At 60.7% G+C, this 23386-nt stretch carries 26 protein-coding genes, 1 tRNA gene and 1 pseudogene; 9 read left to right on the forward strand and 19 right to left on the reverse strand.

Features of this window, described 5'->3' with window-relative positions:
• Positions 1-15: 15 nt before the first annotated feature.
• A complete protein-coding gene (dapA, locus tag CW360_RS00550; RefSeq protein WP_101192384.1) occupies positions 16-897 on the reverse strand; it encodes a 4-hydroxy-tetrahydrodipicolinate synthase in 882 nt (293 codons plus the stop codon).
• Positions 898-1086: 189 nt separating this feature from the next.
• Here dapA and CW360_RS00555 point away from each other — a divergent pair, with 189 nt between their 5' ends.
• Both CW360_RS00555 and CW360_RS00560 read left to right on the forward strand, forming a co-directional pair.
• The gene (locus CW360_RS00555) at positions 1087-1644 is read left to right on the forward strand and encodes a glycine cleavage system transcriptional repressor (RefSeq protein WP_093986684.1); all 558 of its coding nucleotides are present in this window, start codon (positions 1087-1089) and stop codon (positions 1642-1644) included.
• A 10-nt stretch (positions 1645-1654) separates the two neighbouring features.
• Entirely contained in the window at positions 1655-2128 is a 474-nt protein-coding gene (locus CW360_RS00560; protein ID WP_101192385.1) for a peroxiredoxin, read from the forward strand.
• Between the two features lie 42 nt (positions 2129-2170).
• On the opposite strand, the gene CW360_RS00565 is transcribed toward CW360_RS00560, so the two are convergent.
• Both CW360_RS00565 and CW360_RS00570 read right to left on the reverse strand, forming a co-directional pair.
• Positions 2171-3232: an AI-2E family transporter gene (locus CW360_RS00565; protein WP_093986682.1), complete on the reverse strand. Its 1062-nt coding sequence runs from the start codon at positions 3230-3232 to the stop codon at positions 2171-2173.
• Between the two features lie 38 nt (positions 3233-3270).
• Positions 3271-3507 carry a sulfurtransferase TusA family protein gene (locus CW360_RS00570; protein ID WP_101192386.1) on the reverse strand — a complete coding sequence of 79 codons (237 nt, stop codon included), beginning with the start codon at positions 3505-3507 and terminating at the stop codon, positions 3271-3273.
• Positions 3508-3746: 239 nt separating this feature from the next.
• On the opposite strand from CW360_RS00570, the gene CW360_RS00575 reads away from it, so the two are divergent.
• Positions 3747-5183, forward strand: a complete 1437-nt coding sequence (locus CW360_RS00575) for a M48 family metalloprotease (RefSeq protein WP_101192387.1) — start codon at positions 3747-3749, stop codon at positions 5181-5183.
• 9 nt (positions 5184-5192) lie between these two features.
• On the opposite strand, the gene nadA is transcribed toward CW360_RS00575, so the two are convergent.
• The 16 genes from nadA to aspS all read right to left on the reverse strand — a co-directional run bounded on the left by nadA (position 5193) and on the right by aspS (position 18163).
• Positions 5193-6251: a quinolinate synthase NadA gene (nadA, locus tag CW360_RS00580; RefSeq protein WP_101192388.1), complete on the reverse strand. Its 1059-nt coding sequence runs from the start codon at positions 6249-6251 to the stop codon at positions 5193-5195.
• 120 nt (positions 6252-6371) lie between these two features.
• Positions 6372-6447, reverse strand: a tRNA-Lys gene (locus CW360_RS00585).
• A gap of 57 nt (positions 6448-6504) precedes the next feature.
• Positions 6505-7182 carry a 7-cyano-7-deazaguanine synthase QueC gene (gene queC, locus CW360_RS00590; protein ID WP_101192389.1) on the reverse strand — a complete coding sequence of 226 codons (678 nt, stop codon included), beginning with the start codon at positions 7180-7182 and terminating at the stop codon, positions 6505-6507.
• Between the two features lie 11 nt (positions 7183-7193).
• Positions 7194-7844, reverse strand: a complete 651-nt coding sequence (gene queE, locus CW360_RS00595) for a 7-carboxy-7-deazaguanine synthase QueE (protein WP_212633274.1) — start codon at positions 7842-7844, stop codon at positions 7194-7196.
• A gap of 112 nt (positions 7845-7956) precedes the next feature.
• Positions 7957-8760 (reverse strand): tol-pal system protein YbgF, encoded by an 804-nt coding sequence (gene ybgF / locus CW360_RS00600; protein ID WP_101192391.1) that lies wholly within the window; start codon positions 8758-8760, stop codon positions 7957-7959.
• Between the two features lie 6 nt (positions 8761-8766).
• Positions 8767-9264, reverse strand: a complete 498-nt coding sequence (gene pal / locus CW360_RS00605) for a peptidoglycan-associated lipoprotein Pal (RefSeq protein WP_093986676.1) — start codon at positions 9262-9264, stop codon at positions 8767-8769.
• Between the two features lie 54 nt (positions 9265-9318).
• On the reverse strand, positions 9319-10590 hold the full coding sequence (gene tolB, locus CW360_RS00610) for a Tol-Pal system beta propeller repeat protein TolB (protein WP_229727129.1): 1272 nt from the start codon (positions 10588-10590) through the stop codon (positions 9319-9321).
• A 26-nt stretch (positions 10591-10616) separates the two neighbouring features.
• Positions 10617-11543 (reverse strand): cell envelope integrity protein TolA, encoded by a 927-nt coding sequence (gene tolA / locus CW360_RS00615; protein WP_093986674.1) that lies wholly within the window; start codon positions 11541-11543, stop codon positions 10617-10619.
• Positions 11543-12001 (reverse strand): protein TolR, encoded by a 459-nt coding sequence (gene tolR, locus CW360_RS00620; protein WP_093986673.1) that lies wholly within the window; start codon positions 11999-12001, stop codon positions 11543-11545. Before tolR ends, tolA begins: the two co-directional genes overlap by 1 nt.
• Before the next feature lie 10 nt (positions 12002-12011).
• Complete coding sequence (gene tolQ, locus CW360_RS00625) at positions 12012-12683, reverse strand: protein TolQ (RefSeq protein ID WP_371870490.1); 672 nt, start codon at positions 12681-12683, stop codon at positions 12012-12014.
• 26 nt (positions 12684-12709) lie between these two features.
• Positions 12710-13141, reverse strand: coding sequence for a tol-pal system-associated acyl-CoA thioesterase (ybgC, locus tag CW360_RS00630; protein ID WP_101192392.1), 432 nt, complete (start codon positions 13139-13141; stop codon positions 12710-12712).
• Positions 13142-13198: 57 nt separating this feature from the next.
• Positions 13199-14248, reverse strand: a complete 1050-nt coding sequence (ruvB, locus tag CW360_RS00635; protein ID WP_093986670.1) for a Holliday junction branch migration DNA helicase RuvB — start codon at positions 14246-14248, stop codon at positions 13199-13201.
• Entirely contained in the window at positions 14245-14856 is a 612-nt protein-coding gene (gene ruvA, locus CW360_RS00640) for a Holliday junction branch migration protein RuvA (RefSeq protein WP_093986669.1), read from the reverse strand. Before ruvA ends, ruvB begins: the two co-directional genes overlap by 4 nt.
• Positions 14857-14871: 15 nt before the next feature.
• Complete coding sequence (ruvC, locus tag CW360_RS00645; protein ID WP_093986668.1) at positions 14872-15396, reverse strand: crossover junction endodeoxyribonuclease RuvC; 525 nt, start codon at positions 15394-15396, stop codon at positions 14872-14874.
• Positions 15397-15534: 138 nt separating this feature from the next.
• Positions 15535-16284 (reverse strand): YebC/PmpR family DNA-binding transcriptional regulator, encoded by a 750-nt coding sequence (locus tag CW360_RS00650; RefSeq protein ID WP_101192393.1) that lies wholly within the window; start codon positions 16282-16284, stop codon positions 15535-15537.
• A 103-nt stretch (positions 16285-16387) separates the two neighbouring features.
• Positions 16388-18163: an aspartate--tRNA ligase gene (aspS, locus tag CW360_RS00655; protein ID WP_101192394.1), complete on the reverse strand. Its 1776-nt coding sequence runs from the start codon at positions 18161-18163 to the stop codon at positions 16388-16390.
• Between the two features lie 212 nt (positions 18164-18375).
• Here aspS and CW360_RS00660 point away from each other — a divergent pair, with 212 nt between their 5' ends.
• From CW360_RS00660 to CW360_RS00680, 6 genes and pseudogenes are all read left to right on the forward strand, one after another.
• Positions 18376-19485 carry an HD domain-containing phosphohydrolase gene (locus CW360_RS00660; protein ID WP_101192395.1) on the forward strand — a complete coding sequence of 370 codons (1110 nt, stop codon included), beginning with the start codon at positions 18376-18378 and terminating at the stop codon, positions 19483-19485.
• Positions 19486-19574: 89 nt separating this feature from the next.
• Entirely contained in the window at positions 19575-20042 is a 468-nt protein-coding gene (locus CW360_RS00665; RefSeq protein WP_093986664.1) for a Dps family protein, read from the forward strand.
• A gap of 53 nt (positions 20043-20095) precedes the next feature.
• Positions 20096-21163: a GGDEF domain-containing protein gene (locus CW360_RS00670; protein WP_101192396.1), complete on the forward strand. Its 1068-nt coding sequence runs from the start codon at positions 20096-20098 to the stop codon at positions 21161-21163.
• A 172-nt stretch (positions 21164-21335) separates the two neighbouring features.
• Positions 21336-21638: pseudogene (locus tag CW360_RS17165) on the forward strand (cold shock domain-containing protein membrane protein); the annotation flags it as partial.
• 81 nt (positions 21639-21719) lie between these two features.
• The gene (locus CW360_RS17000) at positions 21720-21938 is read left to right on the forward strand and encodes a cold-shock protein (protein WP_229727130.1); all 219 of its coding nucleotides are present in this window, start codon (positions 21720-21722) and stop codon (positions 21936-21938) included.
• A gap of 116 nt (positions 21939-22054) precedes the next feature.
• Positions 22055-23386: an IS4 family transposase gene (locus CW360_RS00680; protein ID WP_170307333.1), complete on the forward strand. Its 1332-nt coding sequence runs from the start codon at positions 22055-22057 to the stop codon at positions 23384-23386.

Here is a 23386-nt window from a genome sequence, read left to right on the forward strand (position 1 = left end):
TTGTATTTCCTCGAATTAAGCCAGTACACCGCACTGGCGCAAGGCCTGGCGCAGCGGTTCATGACAGCGCGGGCTGAGCCAGGTCAGCGGCAAGCGAATGCCATCCGGAATGAGCCCCATTTCATGCAGTGCCCACTTCACCGGAATCGGGTTGGACTCGATAAACAGCGCCTTGTGCAACGGCATCAAACGGTCGTTGATGGCACGCGCCGCTTCCGCCTGGCCGGCCATCGCCGCACTGCACAGGTCAGCCATGGCACGCGGCGCCACGTTGGCAGTCACCGAGATGTTGCCCTTGCCACCCATCAGCATCAGTTCGACAGCCGTGGCGTCATCGCCGGAGTACACCAGGAAATCAGCCGGAACGCGATCCAGCACCTCGCGGGCACGCTGCAAGTCCCCCGTGGCTTCCTTGATACCGATGATATTGTCGATTCGCGCCAAGCGCTCGACGGTCTCCGGCAACATGTCACATACGGTACGGCCGGGCACGTTGTAGAGAATCTGCGGAATGGCCACCGCTTCGGCAATATGCCGGAAATGCAGATAGAGGCCTTCCTGGGTAGGCTTGTTGTAGTAAGGGGTCACCAACAGGCAGGCATCGGCACCCACGTCCTTGGCTGCCTGAGTCCACTCAACTGCCTCACGAGTGCAATTGGCACCTGTACCCGCAATCACCGGGATACGACCTTGAACTTGATCAACTACGCGACGGATGACTTGCAAATGCTCCGAAGTGAAGTCCAGCGTGGGTGACTCACCGGTGGTGCCGACCGCGACTATGGCATTGGTGCCCTGCTGCAGATGGAAGTCCACCAGTTTGCCCAGGCTGTCCCAGTCCACCGCGCCTTGAGAATCCATGGGCGTGACCAGTGCCACCATACTGCCCGCAATCATGCAACCACTCCTGCCGGATAAATGAAGGCGTAATGGTACAAGGCTCGCCAACGCATTGCGAGGGGCTGCAGCGGCTGGCACAGCGCGTCATCCAGCTGCGCCGGCATTCCCCTGACCGGTGCTTTTCGCTAACCTTCCCGCTTTGCATGGCACCTTCGCGTGCCTTACCCCCGCTGTCAGGAATACTGCATGTCGACCACTCCACCCCGTGAGCAATTTCTCGTACTCAGTGCCCTCGGCCCCAACCCCATGGAGCTCAGCAGCACCCTGTACCGGGCCTGCCAGGAAAATCGTTGCGCCGTACTCAGCAGCCGCCTGACACGCCATGGCGAGTTTTCCGCTCTGGTTCTGCAAGCCACGGGCAGCTGGGATGCCCTGGCGCGCCTCGAAGCCAGCTTGCCCGGTTTGGCCAAGCGCGCCAATTTTCATTACAACGTAATGCGCAGCAGCGCGCTGCCGCCTCGCCCGGACTCACTGCCCTACGTCGCGTATGTCAGCGCTGCCTACCGACCGGACATTCTCGGCGAACTGTTCCAGTTCTTCAGCGACCACCGCGTCGAGCTGGAAAGCCTGACCTGCGACACCTATCAGGCCCCGCAAACCGGCGGCACCCTACTCAATGCCACCATCACCGTGACACTGCCGGCAGGCACCCAGATCAGCTGGCTGCGCGACCAGTTCCTGGATTTTGCCGACGCACTCAATCTGGATGCACTGATCGAGCCCTGGCGCCCGCAAAACCCCTGAGGAGAACATCATGAGCGTTACCCTTGGACACCCCGTCGATGATTTCAGCGCCATGGCTACCAGCGGCCTGCAGGTACAACTGAGCCAACTGCGTGGCCAGCAGGTTGTACTGTATTTCTACCCCAAGGACAGCACGCCAGGCTGCACGACCGAAGGCCAGGATTTTCGTGACCTGCACGAACAGTTTGCCGCGGCCGAGACACTGGTCTTCGGCGTATCGCGCGACAGCCTGAAAAGCCATGAGAACTTCAAGGGCAAACAGTGCTTTCCCTTCGAACTGATCAGCGATAGTGACGAAACGCTGTGCCAGCTGTTCCAAGTAATCAAGCCGAAGAAGCTCTACGGCAAGGAATACATTGGCATTGAGCGTAGTACCTTCCTGATCGATAAACAGGGCGTATTGCGCCAGGAATGGCGGGGCGTCAAGGTACCTGGACACGCGGCAGCCGTTCTGCAAGCCGCCCAGCTGTTACAGCAAGGCTGATGACCAAGAGGGGGCGTCCGGCAAACGCCCCCCGCTACCCGACTAGCCGCCCAATAGCTCGCGCCGCGGCCAGGCGTCCAGTACGGCCTTGCATAGAGTGGCCAACGGAATGGCAAAGAACACGCCCCAGAACCCCCACAGTCCGCCAAACAGCAGCACCGCACAAATGATCGCCACGGGGTGCAGGCTGACCGCCTCGGAAAACAGCAGCGGCACCAGCACGTTGCCATCAAGCGCCTGAATGATCCCGTAGATCACCATCAGGTAAATGAACTGGTCGCTCATCCCCCACTGGAACAAGCCGATCAGCGCCACCGGCACGGTCACCACCACAGCGCCGATATAGGGCACCACGACCGACAAACCCACCAGCAAGGCCAGCAAGGCCGCGTAATTGAGCCCAAGATAGGCAAAGGCGATATAGGTAACCACGGCACAAATGAAGATCTCGATCACCTTGCCACGGATATAGTTGGCAATCTGCAGATGCATTTCCTGCCATACCCGAGTCATCAGAGCACGCTCCTGTGGCAGATAGCCACTCATCCAGCGCGCAATCAGGCTGCCATCCTTGAGGAAGAAGAACACCAGGATCGGCACCAGCACCAGGTAGATCATGATATTGATCAGCATGGGCAGGCTGGACAGGGAAATGGTCAGCGCCCACTGCCCCAGCTTACCCAGCTCTCCGCGCGCCGCTTCAATGGCATTGAGGACCTGCTGCTCATCAAGCAGCAGCGGATAACGTTCGGGCAATACCAGCAACAAAGTCTGCCACTCGCCCAGCATGCGCGGCAGCTCGTTGACCAGATTGGACAGCTGTCGCCACATCAACGGCAGCAGCACCAGCAGGCAGACAGCCAGTAAGCCGATGAACAGGGTAAACACCAGCCATACCGCCAGGGTATGCGAGAGACGCAGCCGCTCAGCCAGGTTGACCAACCCCTGCATGAGGAACGCCAGGACCAGTCCAGCCAGCACCGGGGCGAGCATGCCACCCAGTGTCAGGATGGCGGTAAAGCCCAGCAGTAGGATTACCGCCAGCACCACCGCCTGTTCATCGGAGAAGTAACGGTGAACCCAGTTACGCAAAACCTTGAGCATTACCTGTTTCCATAATCGTTAGAAAAATCGCGCCTATTTCAGGCCTTCTGCAACCAGTAACCATAAACACCAGCTTCGACCGACTCATGCAGCAGCCTGTGTCCAGCCAGGCGCGCAAACGCGGCAAAGTCACGCTGCGATCCGCCATCGGTCGCCAACACCTTGAGCACATCGCCGCTGGCTAAGCGATTCAATTCCAGCTTGGCCTTGAGCAACGGCAACGGACAATTCAACCCCCGTGCATCCAGAAAGACATCAAAAGCAGGCTCGGTCATGATCAGCAGACACTCCTCAACAGCACCCCGGCGTATCTTCAACGTTTCGCCAGGCAAAATAGTCGAGCAGCATACCCAAGGGCGCGCTCAGGCAACAGACTGCAGAGTAGCGCAAGCACTCCAAACAAGAACCTAAGCAAAGACAGCCTGTCATAGTCGCCAGGTACTGCGAAATGCCCATTGAATTAACCTACAGCCGCTCTAGAGTAGAGCCCGCCATCGAGACTCCGAGTTAGCTCATGAACCTGTTGCGCCCTACCCTGCTCAGCCTGACCTGCCTGCTTGCCAGCCCTTGGCTTGTGGCCAGCGATTTACCGGCACTGGGCGATGCCAGCTCAGCGATCGTTTCTCCACAGCAGGAAAGCCAGCTGGGACGCGCCTGGCTAAGCCTGTTGCGTGGCCAGGTGCGTCAACTGGCCGATCCGCAACTCAAGGAGTACGTGGAAAGCAGCGTGTATAGCCTGGCAGAAACCAGCCAACTGCAAGACCGACGCCTTGAATTCATCCTGCTCGATAGCGCGCAACTCAACGCCTTCGCTGCGCCAGGCGGAATCATTGGCGTCAACGGCGGTTTGTTTCTGCACGCCCAAAGCGAAGCCGAGTACGCCTCGGTCATGGCCCACGAACTGGCTCATCTCTCGCAACGCCACTTCGCACGTGGCGTGGAAGCCCAGCAACGCATGCAACTCCCCGTCATGGCCGCCATGCTTGCCGGTGTCGTCGCCGCTGCCGCAGGTGCCGGGGACGTTGGCATGGCCGCCATCATGTCGACCCAGGCCGCCGCCATCCAGGAACAACGGCGCTTCTCCCGACAGAACGAGCAGGAGGCCGACCGTATCGGCCTGCTCAATCTGGAGCGAGCCGGCTTCGACCCGCGCGCCATGCCCAGCATGTTTGAACGCCTCATGCGCCAGTACCGCTACGACAGCAAGCCGCCGGAGTTCCTGCTCACCCACCCGGTCAGCGAGAACCGCATTGCTGATACACGCAACCGTGCCGAACAGTTTCCACAACGCGGCAAAGTCGACAGCTTGCGCTATCAACTGCTGCGCGCACGGGTACAGCTGCACTATGAAGAAACCCCGGGGTTGGCCGGCAAACGCTTTGCCAGCATGCTCGATAACAACCCGCAACTGGATGCGGCACGCTATGGACTCGCCCTGGCACGGCTGCGCGCCGGACAACTCGGCGAGGCACGCCAACAGCTTGAGCAGCTGATCAAGAAGGCACCCAACGAACTGACCTACCAGTTGGCCATGATCGAGGTGGAGATGGCCGCCGAGCAATTGAGCCAGGCCGAACAACGCATCCATCGGCTACGCGAGCTTTACCCCCAGCACTACCCACTGCAGCAACTACAGGTCGAGTTGCAACTCAAGCAGAATCAACCGCAGCAGGCGGAAAAAACCCTGGATAGCCTGCTGAAGAGCCGACCCGGCGATCCCGACATCTGGTATCAGGTTGCCGAAGTCCGCGGTCTCTCAGGCAATGCTATTGGCCTACACCAGGCACGCGCCGAGTTTTTTGCCTTGGTGGGTGATTTTGACCAGGCCCTGCAACAGTTGGACCTGGCCAAGCGCCGCGCTATGGGCAACTTCCCCCTGGCCGCCAGCATTGATGCTCGCCAGCAGCAACTGCGCGACGACCAGCGGCTTGTGCAGAGCCTGATGCGTTAAAACGCGCGCTCAGGCGTTGCCAGCAAGACGCAGGCGCGCCGCCTGGGTAAAGTCCAGCATGCGCTTGAGCGGCTGGACTGCACGCGGAATCAGCGCCGCATCGACAAAAATCTCGTTGCTGCCCTGACGCAGGCTGTGCAGGGTACGCTCCAGCGTATTCATGGCCATCCACGGACAATGCGCACAGCTGCGGCACGCTGCACCATTGCCAGCCGTAGGCGCTTCAAAGAACTCCTTGTCCGGACAGAGCTGCTGCATCTTGTAGAAGATGCCGCGATCGGTAGCGACAATGAACTGGCGATTTGGCAGGGTCTGCGCTGCCTTGATCAACTGACTGGTCGAGCCCACCGCATCGGCCAGCTCGATCACCGCCTCAGGCGACTCGGGATGCACCAGAATGGCCGCTTCCGGATACAGCGCCTTCATGTCTGAGAGCTGCTGAGCCTTGAATTCCTCATGCACGATGCACGAGCCATCCCACAGCAGCATGTCGGCACCCGTCTCGCGCTGTATGTAGCGCCCCAGGTGTTGGTCGGGAGCCCAGAGAATCTTCTCGCCGTTATCCATCAGGCTCTCGACGATTTCCAACGCGCAACTGGAGGTCACCACCCAGTCGGCACGCGCCTTCACCGCCGCCGAGGTATTGGCGTAGACCACCACGGTACGTTCGGCATGCTGATCGCAGAAGGCCGAGAACTCGTCCACCGGGCAGCCCAGGTCCAGAGAGCAGGTAGCCTCCAGAGTCGGCATCAGTACGCGCTTTTCCGGGTTGAGAATCTTCGCTGTCTCACCCATGAACTTGACCCCGGCTACCACCAGGGTCTGCGCCGCATGCTGGCTGCCAAAGCGGGCCATTTCCAATGAGTCGGATACGCAACCGCCTGTTTCCTCGGCCAGCGCCTGAATCACCGGATCACAGTAGTAATGCGCCACCAGCACGGCGTTCTGCTTCTTCAGCTCGGCGGCGATTTCGCTGCGGAAGAAGGCTTCCTCCTCGACCGTCAGCGGCTTGGGCTGCTTGGCGGCAAGGTGGGCCTGCACCAGCAGGCGTTCGGAAATCTGCGTCATGTCATCAAACCTGAGGGTGCTTAAACGCGAGCACGCAGTATACCACCGGGCCCGGCGCCTCCCGCCCACGCCTTCTGCAGGGCATAAAAAAAGCCAGTCACTTGACTGGCTTTGGCGATATGGTGGGTCGTGTAGGATTCGAACCTACGACCAATTGGTTAAAAGCCAACTGCTCTACCGACTGAGCTAACGACCCAACGCGAGGCGCATGATACTGATTTTTAACGGGAAATCAACACCCAACGAAAAATATTCAAAAATAGCGTGTTGCATCGGCGACGCCAGCGGCTGCAAAGCCCGCTGCGCGCAGGCGGCAGCTATCGCACTTGCCGCACGCTCGCCCCTGCTCGTCGGCCTGGTAGCAGGATACGGTCAACGCATAGTCAACCCCCAGACGCACGCCTTCGGCAATGATCTGCGCCTTGCTCATATCCTGCAGCGGCGCACGAATACGAAATCCCGCGCCTTCCACGCCAGCACGCGTCGCCAGGTTGGCCAGCTGCTGAAAAGCCTCGATGAACGCCGGACGGCAGTCCGGATAGCCGGAGTAATCCACGGCATTCACGCCAATAAAAATATCCTGCGCCGTCAATACCTCGGCCCAGCCCAGCGCCAGCGCCAAGAACACCGTGTTACGGGCCGGCACATAGGTCACCGGAATGCCTTCGGCCAGGCCATCCTCGGGTACGGCAATGGCTTGGTCGGTCAACGCCGAGCCTCCGATGCCGTTTAGATTGAGCCCCACGACCTTGTGCTCAACCACACCCAACTGTTCGGCTACACGCACGGAAGCCTGTAGCTCGGCACGATGCCGCTGCCCATAGTCAAAGCTCATGCTGTAACAGGCATAGCCCTGTTCTCGAGCCATGGCCAGCACCGTGGCGGAATCCAGGCCACCAGACAGCAAAATCACTGCGCGCTTGTCAGTCATCGTTGTCCTCCTCAGTGACCCGGCTCGTCATTCCACAGCAGCTTGTGCAACTGCAACTGGAAACGCACCGGCAAATTGTCGGCAATGATCCACTCGGCCAGTTCTCGCGCCTGAACCTGCTGGAAGCTCGGCGAAAAGAGCACCTCTCCGACGCGCTGCGGGAGATTGAACTCGATCAGCTTGGAGCGCGCCCACTCATAGTCTTCCCGCGAGCAGATCACGAACTTGACCTGATCGTGCTGCCCCAGCAAGAACATGTTCTCGTAACGGTTACGCGACAACTCACCCGAACCAGGCGTTTTCAGATCAACCACGCGACTGACCCGCGCATCAACTGCCGCTACGTCCAGCGCGCCACTGGTTTCCAGGGAGACCTGATAACCCGCATCACACAAACGCTTTAGCAGAGCAATACAGTTGGGTTGTGCCAGCGGCTCGCCACCGGTGACACAGACATGCCGCGGATTCCAGCCGGCCACTTGGGCAAGAATGTCGTCAAGGGTGTGCAACTCGCCGCCACTGAAGGCATAAGCCGTGTCGCAATACTGGCAACGCAGGGGACAGCCGGTGAGGCGCACGAACACCGTGGGCAAGCCACTGGTACGCGTTTCCCCCTGCAGCGAGTGGAAGATCTCGGTGATACGCAGGGTTTCTGTAGACATATGAGCCACGGGCGTGACGGCGATACAGGCCATCCGCCTCCGTTGCGAAAAAGGGGAGCAGATTTTGCCGCGTCAGGCCAGGCGCTTCAAGCGCAAAAACCTGAGCAGCTGATCAGGGCAGGCGCTGCAGGTCCCGCTGGGCCAGCTGGGCCGCCGAGCTGCCCGGGTACTGCTGGACAACCTGCTGCAAAATGCCCTTGGCCTTGGCCGTATTGCCCAGGCGCTGTTCAACGTCAGCCAGCTTGAACAGGGCATCCGGGACCTTGGCATGCTGTGGATAGCCCACACTGACCTGAGCAAATGCCTGGCCGGCAGCCTGCAGATTACCTTGTGCCAGGTTGACCTCACCCAGCCAATACTGGGCGTTACCAGCATACTGGCTGGCTGGGAACTTCTGCAGGAACGCTGTGAAAGCCTGGGTAGCCTTGGCAAAATCCTTGGCCTTGATCAGGTCAAAAGCCGCATCATAAAACAGCTTTTCCTTGGCCGGATCGGCAGGCGCCTGCGCAGCCTGAGCCGCCGGCGGCTGCGGAGCTGCGCCCGCCGCAGCGGCCGGCGCAGAAGAAGAAGAGGCGTTGGCAGACGGCAGGGCAGCCTGTCCGCTGAGCCGCGCATCAAGGTCCTGATAACGCTCCAGACCTTCGCGCTTGAGTTGCTGAATCTCGTTTTGCTGTTCTTCCAGCATGCCACGCAGCAAGGCGATTTCCTGCTGCATCTGCTGCAACTGCATGAACAGTTCACCCTGCGCTGTAGCCGGGGCCGAAGCCCCGACTGCAGCGGAGGCACCGCTCGTACCGAAACCCGCCGGTGGATAGCTGGCCGGATAACCACCACCATCTACTACCGGCACCTGGGCCTGCACCATCAGAGGCAGCAGGGCCAAACTTGCGATCAGGGTACGCGCGGACATAGCCATGAGAACTTACTTACGCAGTTCTACACGACGGTTCTGAGCCCAGGCGCTGTCATCGCTGCCAGTGGCAACCGGACGCTCTTCACCGTAGGACACCAGTTCCAGCTGAGCCGGGGAAACGCCCTGCAGTACCAGGTAACGCTGCACGGCCTTGGCACGACGCTCGCCCAGCGCCATGTTGTACTCACGGGTGCCGCGCTCGTCAGCGTGACCTTCCAGAACAACGCGAGCACCGTTGCCTTTCAGGTCCTTGGCATGTACGTCCAGGGCGCGCATGGCTTCCGGCTTCAGGTCGGAGCTGTCGAACTCGAAGTAGAAGGTGGTGATGGCGCGCAGAGCAGCTTCTTCGCTCAGAGCACCGTCTACACCGCTACCGTTGGCACCGTAGCCAGCGTTCGGATCGATAGCGCCTTCGCCGGCAGCGTCGCCGCCTTTGGAGGAACAGCCTACGGCAACAGCCAGGGCCAGGCTCAGGGCAGCAAATTTGCCGTATTTCAGCATTTCCATGGTAAAGCTCCTGATGAACTTTCAGTGTGTTGGGAAAATCGAGTTATTGACCGTTTAATCAAGATAGGGCGACCAGGACGGTTCGCGCACTTCACCTTGAGCGGTCGGAAGCGGTGTTTTGAAGCGTCCGTTGGTGGACACCAGCATCAACATACCGCGACCCTGCTGACGGGTGGCGTAGGTTAGCATGGTGCCGTTTGGAGCAACAGTGGGCGACTCATCCAGACCTGTTGCGGAAAGTATCCGCACACGTCCGGTTTGCAGGTCCTGAGCCGCCACACGGAATACCGTAAAGCCGTCCTGGCGATGCACCATGACCAGGGTTTTTTCGTCAGCCGACAGCTTCGGGTTGGCGTTGTAGTTGCCAACGAAAGTCACCCGATCGGTTGCCCCGCTGTTGATGTTCATTTTGTAGATCTGCGGGCGCCCGGCGCGGTCCGAGGTGAAATACAGCGTCTGGCCGTCTTTGCCCCAGAAGGGCTCGGTATCGATGGCCATGTGATTGGTAACCCGGCGCAACTGGCGAGAAGCCACGTCCATCACGTAGATTTCCGGATTGCCATCCTTGGAAAGCACGAACGCCAGGCGCGTGCCATCCGGCGACCAGGCCGGCGCGCCGTTGAGCCCCTCGAAGTTGGTGATCTGCTCGCGACGCCCGGTATCGATATGCTGGATGAAAATCCGCGGACGCTTCTGCTCGAACGACACATAAGCGATCCGCCGACCATCCGGCGCATAGCGCGGCGAAAGAATCGGCTCGCGCGACTGCAGCAGGGTCACGGCGCGCGCGCCATCGTAGTCGGAACGTTGCAGGGTATAACGGGTGTTTTCAACACCAAAGCGCTCGGCGGTGACATACAGCATCTTGGTGGAAAACGCCCCCTTGATCCCCGTGAGCTTCTCGAAGGCCAGGTCGGCAATATGGTGCGCCATGTCACGCAACTGGTCACCCGCGCCACCTACGCTACCCGCCATGACCTGCTGCTGGGTCGCCACGTTGAATAAGGCAAACTGCACCTGCAAGCGCCCGGCATTCGGCTGGATACTGCCGACCATCACATATTGCGCACCCAGCGCCTGCCAGTCGCGATAGATGATCTCTGCGGCCGACGTGGGCAGGCTGATCATGTTCTGCCGTGGAATCGGCTCGAAGAACCCGGAATTGCGCAGGTCATTGCCGACAATCTCCGCCATGTCCTCAGGCAACAGGCTACCGCCCTGCCAGCCGAACGGCACCACGGCCACCGGGATGGCACGATCGGCGCCACTGGTAACCAGAATATTCTTTTCCTCTGCCATGGCCAGGCCGGCCGTGCAGCAGAGCATGATCAGCAAAGCGCGGAAGAAAGTGCTCACAGTGCCAAGTCCTCGGGGGTAAAAGTCATCTTGAACGAGCGATAAGGGGCGAAGTCTGCCGGGCTAAGGCCCTGCATCTCGCTGATGCGCCCGACATTGCGCACCGCGTTGACCGCGGAACTGTCAAAACCGGCGTCACCACTGCTACGCGAAACGCTGGCATTGGCAATGGTGCCGTCGGGCAACATGTTGATCTGCACGACCACAACCATGCCATTACGTGCCGAAGGTGGACGTGTCCAGTTCTGCGAGACCAGCTGACGAATCAGATCATCAAAGCTGCCCGCTACCTGACTGCCCAAGGTGTCGGCCTGAGTCTGCTGGTACTGGGTATCGGTAGACAACAGCTCGGCCAGCGCCTGTGCCTTGCGGTCTTCCTGCGCCTTGCGCGCGGCCTCCTGGGCCTTGCGCTGCTTATCGGCCTCGGCTTTCTTGCGCGCCTCCTCGGCTTTGCGTTTTTTCTCCGCCTCGGCTTTCTTGCGAGCTTCTTCAGCTTGTTTCTTTTTTTGCTCTTGTTCGGCTTTCTTCTTGGCAATCGCGGCCTGCTCGGCCTTCTTGCGTGCTTCTTCAGCCTTTTTCTGCTGCTCAGCCTTCTTCGCATCCTCAGCCTTCTTGCGCGCTGCAGCCGCTGCTTCCTGCTTCTGCTGTTCCTGCTTGCGGCTTTCCATCTGCTCGGTCTGATGCACCGGCGCGGAAGTTTTTTGTGCCTCACCGGCAATTTTCTGATTGGTACGCGTAGTCGCCTGGCTTTGCGACTGCAATTGATACAGGGTGACCTGCACCACCGGCTTGGAAGGTGGCAGTTCCACCGTGGACTGGAAACTCACGAACAGCAGAATGATGATCAGCAGGTGCAGGCTGACCGCCCAGACCACAGGCCAGAACAGATTTTCCGAGGGCAACGGCTCGCGCATGGGCTGCATCAGGGCGCCTCGGTAATCAGCCCGACATTGGCCACGCCGGCCTGCTGCAGGCCACCCATCACCGCCATCACTGCGCCATAGTCCACAGCCTTGTCGCCGCGCACGAAGACCTGCACGGTCTTACCCTGCCGACTGTTCTCGGCGAGGATACCGCTGGCGGCCGCCACCAGCTGGTCCAGCGACACACTGCTTTCACTGTCCTTGCCCTGCTCGGCATCCACCGAGTCGCCCATGTTCCAGTAATAGCTCTTGTCCGCCTTGATCGAGATGGTCAGCACGCGTGCATCGTTGTCCTGCGGCAACACTTCGCTGGACACCTTGGGCAGGTCAACCTTGACCCCCTGGTTGAGCATCGGCGCGGTGACCATGAAGATCACCAGCAGCACCAGCATGACGTCGATGTAGGGAACGACGTTCATCTCGGCAACGGGTTTGCGGCGGTTTCGGATTCTGGCCATGACTTGGCACTCAGTCGTCGGAGCTGTGCACTTTACGGTGCAGGATTGCCTGGAACTCGTCGGCAAAGGTGTAGTAGCGGGCGATCAGGCGCTCACTGCGGGCCGCGAAGCGGTTGTAGGCGATGACCGCAGGAATTGCCGCGAACAGGCCGATTGCCGTAGCGATCAACGCTTCGGCAATGCCCGGCGCCACGGTAGCCAGGGTGGCCTGCTGCACCTGGGCGAGGCCAAGGAAGGAGTTCATGATGCCCCATACGGTGCCGAACAGCCCCACGTAGGGACTGGTCGAGCCTACCGTGGCAAGGAACGGCAGCGCTGTCTCAAGTTTTTCCTCTTCGCGGGAAATGGCCACGCGCATCGCACGGTTGACACCATCCATGACCGCATCGGGGTCTACGCCGGACTGCTGGCGCAGGCGGGAAAACTCCTTGAAGCCGGCACGAAAAATCTGCTCGACCCCCGAGTCTGGATCAGGGTTGCTACCCGCCTGGCGATACAGCTTGGACAGATCGATACCCGACCAGAAACGCTCTTCGAAGGTTTCCAGACCACGCTTGGCAGCGCGCATCAGGTTGCTGCGCTGAAAGATGATGACCCACGAAGCGACCGAGGCAGCAACCAGCGACAGCATAACCAGCTGCACGACCAGGCTGGCGTGACTGATCAGACTCCATACAGACATATTGTCAACGGCTGTGGCTTCCACACTTAGTCTCCTAGAGGGGCGGCGAAGGCTGCACGCAGCGCTTCGGGTATGGCCCGGGGTTGCAAATTGTCAGCCCGCACGCAGGCCACGGTGAACTGTCCCTGGCAGAGCAGCGCATCATCCTGCTCACGCCTGACCTGCTGGCTGAAACACAGGCTGGCACGCTTCAGCCACAGCACCTCGGCGCTCACATACAGCGCATCATCCAAGCGCGCCGGCTGCTGGTAACGCACCTCCGCCGAATGCACCACGAACAACAGGTTCTCACCAACCAGTTGCGACTGGGCATAGCCCATGCCGCGTAGCCGCTCGGTACGGGCACGCTCCATGTACTTGAGGTAGTTGACGTAGTAAACGATCCCGCCAGCGTCGGTATCTTCGTAGTAGACCCGGCAGGGATAACGAAACGACAAGGCTTGCTGCAAGGCGCGCATACTCTAGTGATCCCCCGAGGCCTTGCCAATCCACCGGCACAGGTATTTTTTCATCGACTAGCCTTCACCGTTGAACAGGTCGGCTGTCGCTCCTTCGCCAAGGCGTGTCGGCAGATTAAGGCCAAAGTGCAGATAGGCATGCCGGGTCACCATGCGCCCTCGCGGGGTACGCATCATATAGCCCTGCTGGATGAGGTAGGGCTCCAGCACATCCTCGATGGTATGCCGTTCTTCGCCAATCGCCGCCGCCAGGCTGTCCAACCCCACCGGACCACCATCAAAACGCTCGATCATTGCCAGCAGCAAACGGCGATCCTGATGATCGAAGCCACGCGCATCGACATCCAGCAGGTTCAATGCACGATCAGCGGTCTCCAGGCAGATGGCGCCATTGCCTCGCACCTCGGCATAGTCGCGTACTCGCCGCAGCAGGCGATTGGCGATACGTGGCGTACCGCGCGCCCGGCGGGCGATTTCGTAGGCACCCTGCGGATCGATCGACAAGCCCAGGATGCCCGCGGAACGGCTGACAATGCTCGCCAGGTCATCGCTGTTGTAGAACTCCAGGCGCTGCACGATACCGAAGCGATCACGCAGCGGGTTGGTCAGCATGCCGGCACGCGTGGTAGCGCCGACCAGGGTAAAGGGTGGCAGATCGAGTTTGATCGAGCGCGCCGCCGGGCCTTCACCGATCATGATGTCCAGCTGGAAGTCCTCCATCGCCGGATAGAGGACTTCCTCAACCACCGGCGAGAGGCGATGGATCTCGTCGATGAACAAGACATCGCCGGGCTCCAGATTGGTCAGCAGCGCGGCCAGGTCACCCGGACGCTCCAGCACCGGGCCCGAGGTGCTCTTCAGCGAAACACCCATTTCCGCGGCAAGGATATTGGCCAACGTCGTCTTGCCCAACCCCGGCGGGCCAAAGATCAGCGTATGATCCAGCGCCTCCTGGCGGCTGCGCGCGGCCTGGATGAACAGCTCCATCTGCTCGCGCACCACCGGCTGACCAATATAGTCGGCCAGGCGTAACGGGCGAATGGCCCGGTCAATCTGCTCTTCGCGTTCCCGCGGGCTGGCAGCCACCAGCCGATCCGCTTCAATCACCCTTGCACCATGCCCTTGAGGGCGCGCCGAATCATTTCTTCACTGGACAGGCCTTCCGCCTTGACCGCCGCCACAGCCTTGCTGGCTTCCTGCGGCTTGTAGCCCAACGCCAGCAAGGCGCTCAACGCATCACTTTCAGCGCTTGAGACTACCTGCGCTGCACGAGGTTCCACCACCAGTCCGGCCATCAACGGCGACGTTTCCCAGGCTTTAAAGCGGTCCTTGAGTTCAACCAGCAGGCGCTCGGCAGTCTTCTTACCCACCCCCGGCACCTTGACCAGCGCCGAGGTGTCTTGGGCCTGCACGCAGCGCACCAACTCATCGACCTCCAGGCCGGACATCAGTGCCAGCGCCAGCTTGGGGCCCACGCCATTCAGGCGGATCAGCTCACGAAACAGCTCACGCTCACGCTTCTGGGCAAAGCCGTAGAGCAGCTGAGCATCCTCGCGCACCACCAGGTGGGTATGCAGGAGCAGCGCCTCGCCAAGACCGGGCAGACAATAAAGCGTGCTCATCGGCACTTCCAGTTCATAGCCCACGCCATTCACATCCAGCAAAACATGCGGTGGCTGCTTTTCCACCAGCAGGCCTTTCAGTCGACCGATCACAGAAAATTCCTTCGCTTAAAGACGCAGGCGCCCGCCGCGACGGCGCGCGCCGAGCAGACCATGGGGAATAAGACTTTGCCGATGATGAGCGTGGCACAGAGCAATGGCCAGGGCGTCGGAGGCATCGACCTGCGGCTTCTGGGTCAGCCTGAGCAGGTGCATGACCATCAGCATGACCTGCTGCTTGTCTGCCCCGCCAGTTCCGGCAATCGCCTGCTTCACCTGGCTGGCGGTGTATTCGCTGATCGCCAGACCGGCTTCGATTCCCGCCACGATCGCCGCGCCACGCGCCTGACCGAGCTTGAGCGCCGAATCGGCATTCTTGGCCATGAACACCTGCTCGATGCCCATGGTCACCGGCCCATGCTGACGGATCACCTCGCCAACACCGCGGAATACCTGCTGCAGTCGGCTAGGCAAGTCGCCTTCGCCAGTGCGAATACAGCCGGAAGCCACATATTCACAGCCATGCCCGGTATCGCGCACTACACCGTAACCGGTGATACGCGAGCCTGGGTCGATGCCGAGGATCAGAGTCATGCCGCCCGTGCACTCCACATCCGGCCACGGCCGGAATACTGTCTATTTATCCAGCCATGAGTATACGGAGCAGCATCGATATAAAAAAGCCGGAAGCGCACCTGCGATCCCGGCTTTTTTCACCACCCAGGGTATCGATCAATCGAGCTGGGCAACAATTTCGTCGGGAATTTCCGCGTTGTGATAGACGTTCTGCACGTCATCCAGGTCTTCCAGCATATCAATCAGCTTGAGCACCTTCTGCGCGGTCTCCAGATCATCCACCGGCGCGGCAATGGTCGGGATCATCGCGATATCCGCTTCCTCGCCCTTGAAGCCGGCAGCGCTCAACGCTTCGTTCACCGCATGGAACTCGGCAAAGCTGGTCGACACCAGTGCCGAGCCATCCTCGCCCATCTCCACATCGTCAGCTCCCGCCTCCAGCGCCGCTTCCATCAGCGCCTCCTCGCTGACGCCCGGTGCAAAACTGATCTGCCCCTTGCGCTCGAACATGTAGGCTACCGAGCCGTCGGTGCCCAGGTTGCCGCCGCACTTGCTGAACGCATGACGTACCGCTGCAGCCGTGCGGTTACGGTTGTCGGTCATGGCCTCGACGATGATCGCTACACCGCTGGGCGCATAGCCTTCGTAGCTCAGCTCCATGACGTTGTCAGCTTCGTTGTTACCGGCACCACGGGCAATCGCACGATCAATCACATCACGCGACATATTCGCCGTGAGCGCCTTGTCCACGGCCAGGCGCAGACGCGGGTTATCCGCCGGAATCGGCCCGCCGTGCTTGGCAGCCACCGTCAGCTCGCGAATCAGCTTGGTGAAGATCTTGCCGCGCTTGGCGTCCTGGCGACCCTTGCGGTGTTTGATATTGGCCCATTTGGAATGACCAGCCATAACTCACTCCGGTTGTTGCAAATTCGATATCCAGGCGTAAGAGTTCGAGCCTCTCCGTCCAGCCATAAAGAAGAAGCCTGGAAATCCAGGCTTCTTTTACGCTTTATTCTGCTTTCACCTGTTCACGCAGGCGAATATGCAGTTCGCGCAGCGCCTTGGCATCAACCAGGCCCGGGGCCTGAGTCATCACACAGGCCGCGCTCTGGGTTTTCGGGAAGGCGATCACTTCGCGGATCGAGCTGGCACCGGTCATCAGCATGACCAGGCGATCTAGGCCGAAGGCCAAGCCACCATGGGGCGGCGCACCGTACTTCAGCGCATCGAGGAGGAAACCGAACTTCTCCTGCTGCTCTTCTTCACTGATGCCCAACACGCGGAACACGGTCTGCTGCATGGCCTTGTCGTGGATACGGATCGAACCGCCACCCAACTCGGTGCCGTTGAGGACCATGTCATAGGCACGCGACAGCGCGGCGGCCGGATTGGCTTCCAGCTCTTCCGGGCTGCAGCTCGGTGCGGTGAACGGGTGGTGCATGGCGGTCAGGCTGCCATCGTCGTTTTCCTCGAACATCGGGAAGTCGACCACCCACAGCGGGGCCCACTCACAGGTCAGCAGATTGAGGTCATGACCCAGCTTGATACGCAGCGCGCCCAGGGCTTCGCTGACGATCTTGGCCTTGTCGGCGCCGAAGAACACGATATCGCCATCGACAGCGCCCACGCGATCGAGGATCACGTTGATGTTGTCCAGCGGGATGTTCTTGACGATCGGCGACTGCAGACCGTCAACGCCGGCGGCACGCTCGTTGACCTTGATATAGGCCAGGCCCTTGGCGCCGTAGATGCCGACGAACTTGGTGTAGTCGTCGATCTGCTTGCGCGGCATGCTCGCCCCGCCCGGTACGCGCAGCGCGGTGACGCGGCATTTCGGGTCGTTGGCCGGGCCGGCGAAGACCTTGAACTCGACGTCCTTGAGCTGGTCTTCCACATCCACCAGTTCCAGCGGGATGCGCAGGTCCGGCTTGTCCGAACCGAAGCGACGCATGGCTTCGGCCAGGGTCATGTGCGGTAGTTCGCCGAACTCGACGTCCAGCACTTCCTTGAACAGGTTGCGCACCATGGTCTCGGTGATGCCCATGATGTCTTTTTCATCGAGGAAGCTGGTCTCGATATCGATCTGGGTGAATTCCGGCTGACGGTCGGCACGCAGGTCTTCGTCGCGGAAGCACTTGGCGATCTGGTAGTAGCGGTCGAAGCCGGCGACCATCAGCAGCTGTTTGAACAGCTGCGGTGACTGCGGCAGGGCGAAGAAGCTGCCGGCGTGGGTGCGGCTCGGCACCAGGTAGTCACGCGCGCCTTCCGGGGTAGCGCGGGTCAGAATCGGCGTTTCGACGTCGAGGAAGCCGTTGTCGTCCAGGTAGCGGCGAATGCTCGAGGTGATGCGCGAGCGCAGCTTGAGCTTCTCGGCCATTTCCGGGCGACGCAGATCGATGAAGCGGTAGCGCAGGCGAGTTTCCTCGCCAACGTCGGTGTATTCGTTGAGCGGAAACGGCGGAGTCTCGGCTTCGTTGAGTACATCCAGCTCATAACCCAGCACTTCGATGGCGCCGGAAGCCATGTTCGGATTGACCGCACCGGCCGGACGCAGACGTACCTTGCCGGTGATCTTCACCACATACTCGCTGCGCACACGGTCGGCCTTGGCGAAGGTCTCGGCGCGATCCGGATCGAATACCACTTGGGCCAGTCCCTCGCGGTCGCGGATGTCGAGGAAGATCACGCCACCGTGGTCGCGACGGCGGTGCACCCAGCCGCAAAGAGTGATTTCCTGGCCGTCCAGGCGCTCGTTCAGTTGGCCGCAGTAATGGCTTCGCATCATGGTCGCGCTTCGCTTCTCTCAAGGTCGTGAATTCGGGCCGGGCACGGGCCAAGCACGGCAGCGCGACAGCGCGACAGCGCCAAATCGCACCGCAGCCCGGGCAGGCAACGGCAAAGTTGCGGATTATAGCCTTAAAGCCACGCGCCTTGCAGCCGCCCTGCCGAGCCTCTCCTATACTGCAGGAGCGACGTCGCCAGCCCGGGAAAACCACCATGAACAGCCCCGTTGATAGCGATCTGCTCCAGGACCTACGCCTGGATGCCGAGGAGCAACTGCCACGCTGCGAGCAACTGCTGATCGAACTGGAACAGCATGCCGACGATAGCGAACGCCTGGCTGAATTGTTTCGTCTACTGCACAGCCTCAAGGGCAATATCGGCATGGTCGGCCTGCACGCCTTGCTACCCCTTCCACAGGCCATGGAGGATATCCTGGCGGCGCTGCGTAGCCGGCAATTGCGCTTTGACAGCCTGCTTGGCGACATCCTGCTGCTCAGCTTCGATCGCCTGCGCCAGCACCTACAGGCCGTGTACGCCGGCGCACTGGACTACCAGCCGGATACAGATTGCGCGCAACTGGCTATCGCCCTCCACGAACTCGCCGGCACAGCGACGGCACAGCAGGCGACTGCGCGCCAACGCCTGCTGTTGCAATTGGCGCCCGGCAGCGCCCTGCAGCCCAACGCGACGTCCGAGAGCCCACCTGACTGTGCACGCCTGCTGGAACGTTACGACATCCCTGCGGATGCCGATGTGCAGTTCTGCCTAACCCTGATGCAAGCGATTGAGCAGCGCTCACGCTACTGGCAAGGTCGCGGCCTGCGCCTGCTTCACCTGACCCTGGCCATCAACCAACAGGGCGGCCGCGTGGTCGACCCCGCGCAACTGGCTGTCGCCACCTGCCTGCACGATCTGGGTATGGCCTTCCTGCCATTGCACGTACTGCACAAGGAAAGCCGCCTCAGCCGCGAAGAAGTCCAGCACATCCGCAGCCACCCACGCCTTGGCCACGACCTGCTGCGCCGCCTGGAACGCTGGGAGGATGCCGCCGAAATTGTCCTGCACCACCAGGAACACGCTGACGGCCAAGGCTATCCGCGCGGCCTGCGCGAGGTGGAAATCCATCCGGGCGCCTTGATCCTGGCGATCGCCGACACCTTCGATGCGCGCACCCACGAGCGCGCGCACCAGACACTCAGCAAGCGCCCACGGCTGCGCGCCATCCTGGAAATCAACAACCTGGCGGGGCGCCAGTTCAGCGCCCACTGGGTCGAAGTGTTCAACCACACCCTGCAGCAACAACCGCAACTGGCACATTTATAGCTTGGCCAGGCATTGACCCTGAACAACATGCCCCAAGCGCGGCACATGCTAGGCTTGGCACATCGTTTCCCGAAAAGAGGATGCAGCTCATGGACATCAACATCGGTATCAAGGAAGCAGATCGCGCCGCCATCGCCGACGGCCTGGCCCGTCTGCTGGCCGACACCTATACCCTGTACCTGAAGACCCACAACTTCCATTGGAACGTTACCGGGCCGATGTTCAACACCCTGCATCTGATGTTCGAAACCCAATACACCGAACTGGCGCTGGCTGTCGACCTGATCGCCGAGCGTATCCGCGCCCTGGGCTTTCCGGCCCCCGGGACTTATGCGGCCTATGCCCGCCTGTCATCGATCAAGGAAGAAGAAGGCGTACCGTCAGCCCAGGAAATGATCAAGCTACTGGTACAGGGCCAGGAAGCCGTGGTGCGTACCGCTCGTGGTATATTCCCGCTGGTTGATCAGGTGAGCGACGAACCTACCGCCGACCTGCTCACGCAACGCATGCAGGTACATGAAAAAACCGCCTGGATGCTACGCAGCCTGCTCGACTGAGCATTGAGCCGCGACGCCCCGCAGCCCTGGACACCACCCCCACAGTGACGTGCATGAGCAAAGCCAACAAACCTACCAGCCTGCTGGAGCTGTTTCCCGAGGAAACCCGCGAGGCCGCCGACCTCCTCAAGCAGGCTGTGCCGCACATGGTGCGTCACGACATCCCCCCCAATCCGGTGCACTATGCCCTGTGGTACAGCTATTGCCAGGGCAACGAGCCGGAGCTGCAACGCCGCCTGGACAAGATCGTCAAGGACTTTGATGCCTTCCCCCCGGAAAGCGCCGTCAAGCTGTACCGCGAGTTCATCATCCGAGGCGAACTGGACGAAGCACGCCAAGGCCAGCAACAGGTGATCGAACTGGTCGACGACATCGAAGGCAACGTGGCGCGCAGCGTAGCGGGCAGCCAAGCCTACCAGGCCAGCCTCGAACAAGGCCTCAACGCCCTGCATGACCCGCTGATCGATGACCTGCCGGACGTCCTCCACGACCTGCAGGAAAGCACCCAGTTGATGCAGCACCAGCAGGAGCAGTTCCTCTACCGTCTGCAAGCCGCCCAGGCGGAAATCCAGAACCTGCGCAACCAGTTGGAGCGAGCCCAGCTGGCCGCCACCCTGGATGGCCTGACTCAGGTGTTCAACCGTCATTCCTTCAGTCGCCTACTGGAACAGGCGCTGGCCAATGATCCGCGCGGCATCGCCCTGATCATCATGGATATCGACTACTTCAAGCAGTTCAACGACCAGTTCGGCCACCCGCTGGGCGATCGGGTGCTGCAGCACGTTGGCCAGATGCTCAGGGAAACCCTGCCACCTCGCGCCATGGCCGCACGTTACGGCGGCGAGGAGTTCTGCGTAGTCATGCGCGACTGTCACGATCTACAGCAGGCCATGCAGCATGCCGAACTCTTGCGCCAGAAAATCCAGGCGCTGCGGGTCAAGGTACGCAGCACTGACAAGGTACTGGACACTATCACCGCCTCCTTCGGTGTTGCCCTGGCGGTTCCAGGCGACAACCTGGAAAGCCTGCTGACCCGTGCCGATGACGCCCTCTACCAGGCCAAGCGCGGCGGACGCAACCAGATTCAGCCGAGCCCGAGCACGCCCGCACTAACGGGCTAATTTGAGAAGCCCCCGCCTTTACGGTTAAATAGCCGCCGCCAGCCAGCCCCAAGCCCCAACAAGCGGGCAATGCCTGATAACAGCGCTGCTCTGTGTCGAGCAAACGCCCGGGTTAGCCGGCGCGGCCTGCTGGTATCGCTGTGTTTTTTATTTTTCTGACGTGAGTATCTCAATGTTGAAGATCGTGCATCTGCTGACCGGCGCCTGCGCACTATTGCTGGCAGCCATCCTTACCCTGCAAACCAGTAACGAGGTCCCACTGCAGGACAGCAGCCTGTTGGCTCTCGGCCTGCTGGCTCTGTCCAATCTGATCGTCTCCGGCTTGACCCACAGCAGCCTGACCCGCCTGCAACAAGCCGGCAGCCTGCTGCTCGTGGTAGCCACCCTGACCCAGGCGCTGGATGTCCTACTGACGCTACCACTGCCCAGCAACCTGCCAGCCCTGCTACTCCTGGCCATAGCCAGCCTGTGTTATGTACTGCGTCTGCCCAGCCCACAACGCGCTCCGCGTAGCCGCGCAACGCCTAGCCAGAACACCAGCAACAATGCCGGCGGCCTGCGCGAAAGCGGAACGGTCAAGTGGTTCAACACATCCAAGGGGTTCGGCTTCATTTCCCGCGATTCAGGCGATGATATCTTCGTGCACTTTCGGGCCATTCGCGGCGACGGCCACCGCATTCTGGTCGAAGGCCAGCGTGTCGAGTTCGTGGTCATGCAGCGCGACAAGGGACTGCAAGCCGAGGATGTGGTGATAGACCTTCCCGGCCGACGCTAACCACAGGTCCTGATAAAAAACGCCCCGCATCAGCGTAATGCTGTTCACTTAAGCATTTGAGCCCTGACGGGGCTTCCCCGAAAATCCGATGTCAGGTCCCTGGCATCGGATTTTTTATGTCTCTGCAACAGCAACTGCTCGACTTAGGTGAACTGTTCAACTTCTCGGATCTGAGCACCTTCACCCAAAACATCCCGATCGAGTGGGTGGCATCCGCTCTGGACTTGTCCGCCCAGGCCACCATAAGGCGGCGGCGTCTGCCCAGCGATCAGGTGCTCTGGCTGGTGCTTGGCATGGCCTTGTTCCGTGACGAGCCGGTGCATGAGGTCGCACGACGCCTGAATATCTGTGCCCAGGGGCTGGCCTCTCACGACCTGCTGGCCCGAAGCGGTGTCACCGAGGCGCGTAAACGATTGGGTGCCGATCCGGTTGAGTGGCTGTTTCGTCAGACGGGTAACCAGTGGGGTTGCGAGCGCTATGAGGGCGATACCTGGCAGGGCCTGCAAGTATTGGCCGTGGATGGCGCACTCCTGCGCACCCCAGACACGCCTGAACTCCGAGAGCATTTCGGCTCCGGCAATACCTCCACCGAGCGCCAGACGCCGTTTCCCATGCTGCGACTGGTAGCCCTGATGAACGTGCGCTCGCACCTGATTCTGGATGCGCAGGTGAGTCCCTACCGGCGCAGTGAGATGCGCTTGGCCGATGAGTTTATGCAGCAGATTCCCAATCAGTCGGTGACGCTGTTCGATAAGGGCTTCTGGAGTGCCGACTTGCTGTTGCGCCTGGGCGCCGCAGGGGAAAGCCGGCACTGGCTGATTCCGGCCCGCCAAGGGCTGGTTGGCGAGGAAGTCGCTCGTTACGGCAAGGGCGATCGTTTGCTGCGCATGAAGGTGTCGGCACAGGCACGAAAGCGCAACCCCGACCTGCCGACGCACTGGGAGGTACGTGAAGTCAGCTACGCCGTGAAGGACAAGATCAAGACAGTGCTCACCTCGCTGCCTGCGGATACTTACAGCGCCAAGACCATCGCCAAGCTGTATCAGGAGCGCTGGGAGATCGAGCTGGGCTTCCGGGATATCAAAAGCTCTCTGCAGCAGAATGCGATGACCCTGCGCAGCAAGGTAACGGAGCTGGTCTACCAGGAGGTCTGGGGCTTGTTGTTGGCCTACAACATCATCCGCCGCGAAGCCGGTCAGGCAGCCGTCGCCTTCGGCCGCTCTCCGGGCGACATCCGCTTCAAACCAGTAGCTCAATACATCGCCGTGCAATTGATCGTGATGGCGGCGGCCAACCCGATTTCAGCAACAGGAACACGATTGTCGGAGCTGAGAGCAGGAATCGGTGGGCTGTTTCTGGATCACCGTCCAAGGCCATCAAGACCAAGGACGGTGAAGATCTCAAAGACCCGTTATCCAGTGGATCGAAAGGCTGCTCCGCTTAAGTGA

The organism is Pseudomonas fluvialis, from assembly GCF_002835605.1.
GTDB lineage: Bacteria > Pseudomonadota > Gammaproteobacteria > Pseudomonadales > Pseudomonadaceae > Aquipseudomonas > Aquipseudomonas fluvialis.

Bases quoted from the DNA above. Each gene is read 5' to 3' on its own strand.
- dapA (WP_101192384.1), bottom strand. From the start codon at position 897: ATGATTGCGGGCAGTATGGTGGCACTGGTCACGCCCATGGATTCTCAA.
- CW360_RS00555 (WP_093986684.1), top strand. From the start codon at position 1,087: ATGTCGACCACTCCACCCCGTGAGCAATTTCTCGTACTCAGTGCCCTC.
- CW360_RS00560 (WP_101192385.1), top strand. From the start codon at position 1,655: ATGAGCGTTACCCTTGGACACCCCGTCGATGATTTCAGCGCCATGGCT.
- CW360_RS00565 (WP_093986682.1), bottom strand. From the start codon at position 3,232: ATGCTCAAGGTTTTGCGTAACTGGGTTCACCGTTACTTCTCCGATGAA.
- CW360_RS00570 (WP_101192386.1), bottom strand. From the start codon at position 3,507: ATGACCGAGCCTGCTTTTGATGTCTTTCTGGATGCACGGGGGTTGAAT.
- CW360_RS00575 (WP_101192387.1), top strand. From the start codon at position 3,747: ATGAACCTGTTGCGCCCTACCCTGCTCAGCCTGACCTGCCTGCTTGCC.
- nadA (WP_101192388.1), bottom strand. From the start codon at position 6,251: ATGACGCAGATTTCCGAACGCCTGCTGGTGCAGGCCCACCTTGCCGCC.
- queC (WP_101192389.1), bottom strand. From the start codon at position 7,182: ATGACTGACAAGCGCGCAGTGATTTTGCTGTCTGGTGGCCTGGATTCC.
- queE (WP_212633274.1), bottom strand. From the start codon at position 7,844: ATGTCTACAGAAACCCTGCGTATCACCGAGATCTTCCACTCGCTGCAG.
- ybgF (WP_101192391.1), bottom strand. From the start codon at position 8,760: ATGGCTATGTCCGCGCGTACCCTGATCGCAAGTTTGGCCCTGCTGCCT.
- pal (WP_093986676.1), bottom strand. From the start codon at position 9,264: ATGGAAATGCTGAAATACGGCAAATTTGCTGCCCTGAGCCTGGCCCTG.
- tolB (WP_229727129.1), bottom strand. From the start codon at position 10,590: ATGCTCTGCTGCACGGCCGGCCTGGCCATGGCAGAGGAAAAGAATATT.
- tolA (WP_093986674.1), bottom strand. From the start codon at position 11,543: ATGCAGCCCATGCGCGAGCCGTTGCCCTCGGAAAATCTGTTCTGGCCT.
- tolR (WP_093986673.1), bottom strand. From the start codon at position 12,001: ATGGCCAGAATCCGAAACCGCCGCAAACCCGTTGCCGAGATGAACGTC.
- tolQ (WP_371870490.1), bottom strand. From the start codon at position 12,683: ATGTCTGTATGGAGTCTGATCAGTCACGCCAGCCTGGTCGTGCAGCTG.
- ybgC (WP_101192392.1), bottom strand. From the start codon at position 13,141: ATGCGCGCCTTGCAGCAAGCCTTGTCGTTTCGTTATCCCTGCCGGGTC.
- ruvC (WP_093986668.1), bottom strand. From the start codon at position 15,396: ATGACTCTGATCCTCGGCATCGACCCAGGCTCGCGTATCACCGGTTAC.
- CW360_RS00650 (WP_101192393.1), bottom strand. From the start codon at position 16,284: ATGGCTGGTCATTCCAAATGGGCCAATATCAAACACCGCAAGGGTCGC.
- aspS (WP_101192394.1), bottom strand. From the start codon at position 18,163: ATGATGCGAAGCCATTACTGCGGCCAACTGAACGAGCGCCTGGACGGC.
- CW360_RS00660 (WP_101192395.1), top strand. From the start codon at position 18,376: ATGAACAGCCCCGTTGATAGCGATCTGCTCCAGGACCTACGCCTGGAT.
- CW360_RS00665 (WP_093986664.1), top strand. From the start codon at position 19,575: ATGGACATCAACATCGGTATCAAGGAAGCAGATCGCGCCGCCATCGCC.
- CW360_RS00670 (WP_101192396.1), top strand. From the start codon at position 20,096: ATGAGCAAAGCCAACAAACCTACCAGCCTGCTGGAGCTGTTTCCCGAG.
- CW360_RS00680 (WP_170307333.1), top strand. From the start codon at position 22,055: ATGTCTCTGCAACAGCAACTGCTCGACTTAGGTGAACTGTTCAACTTC.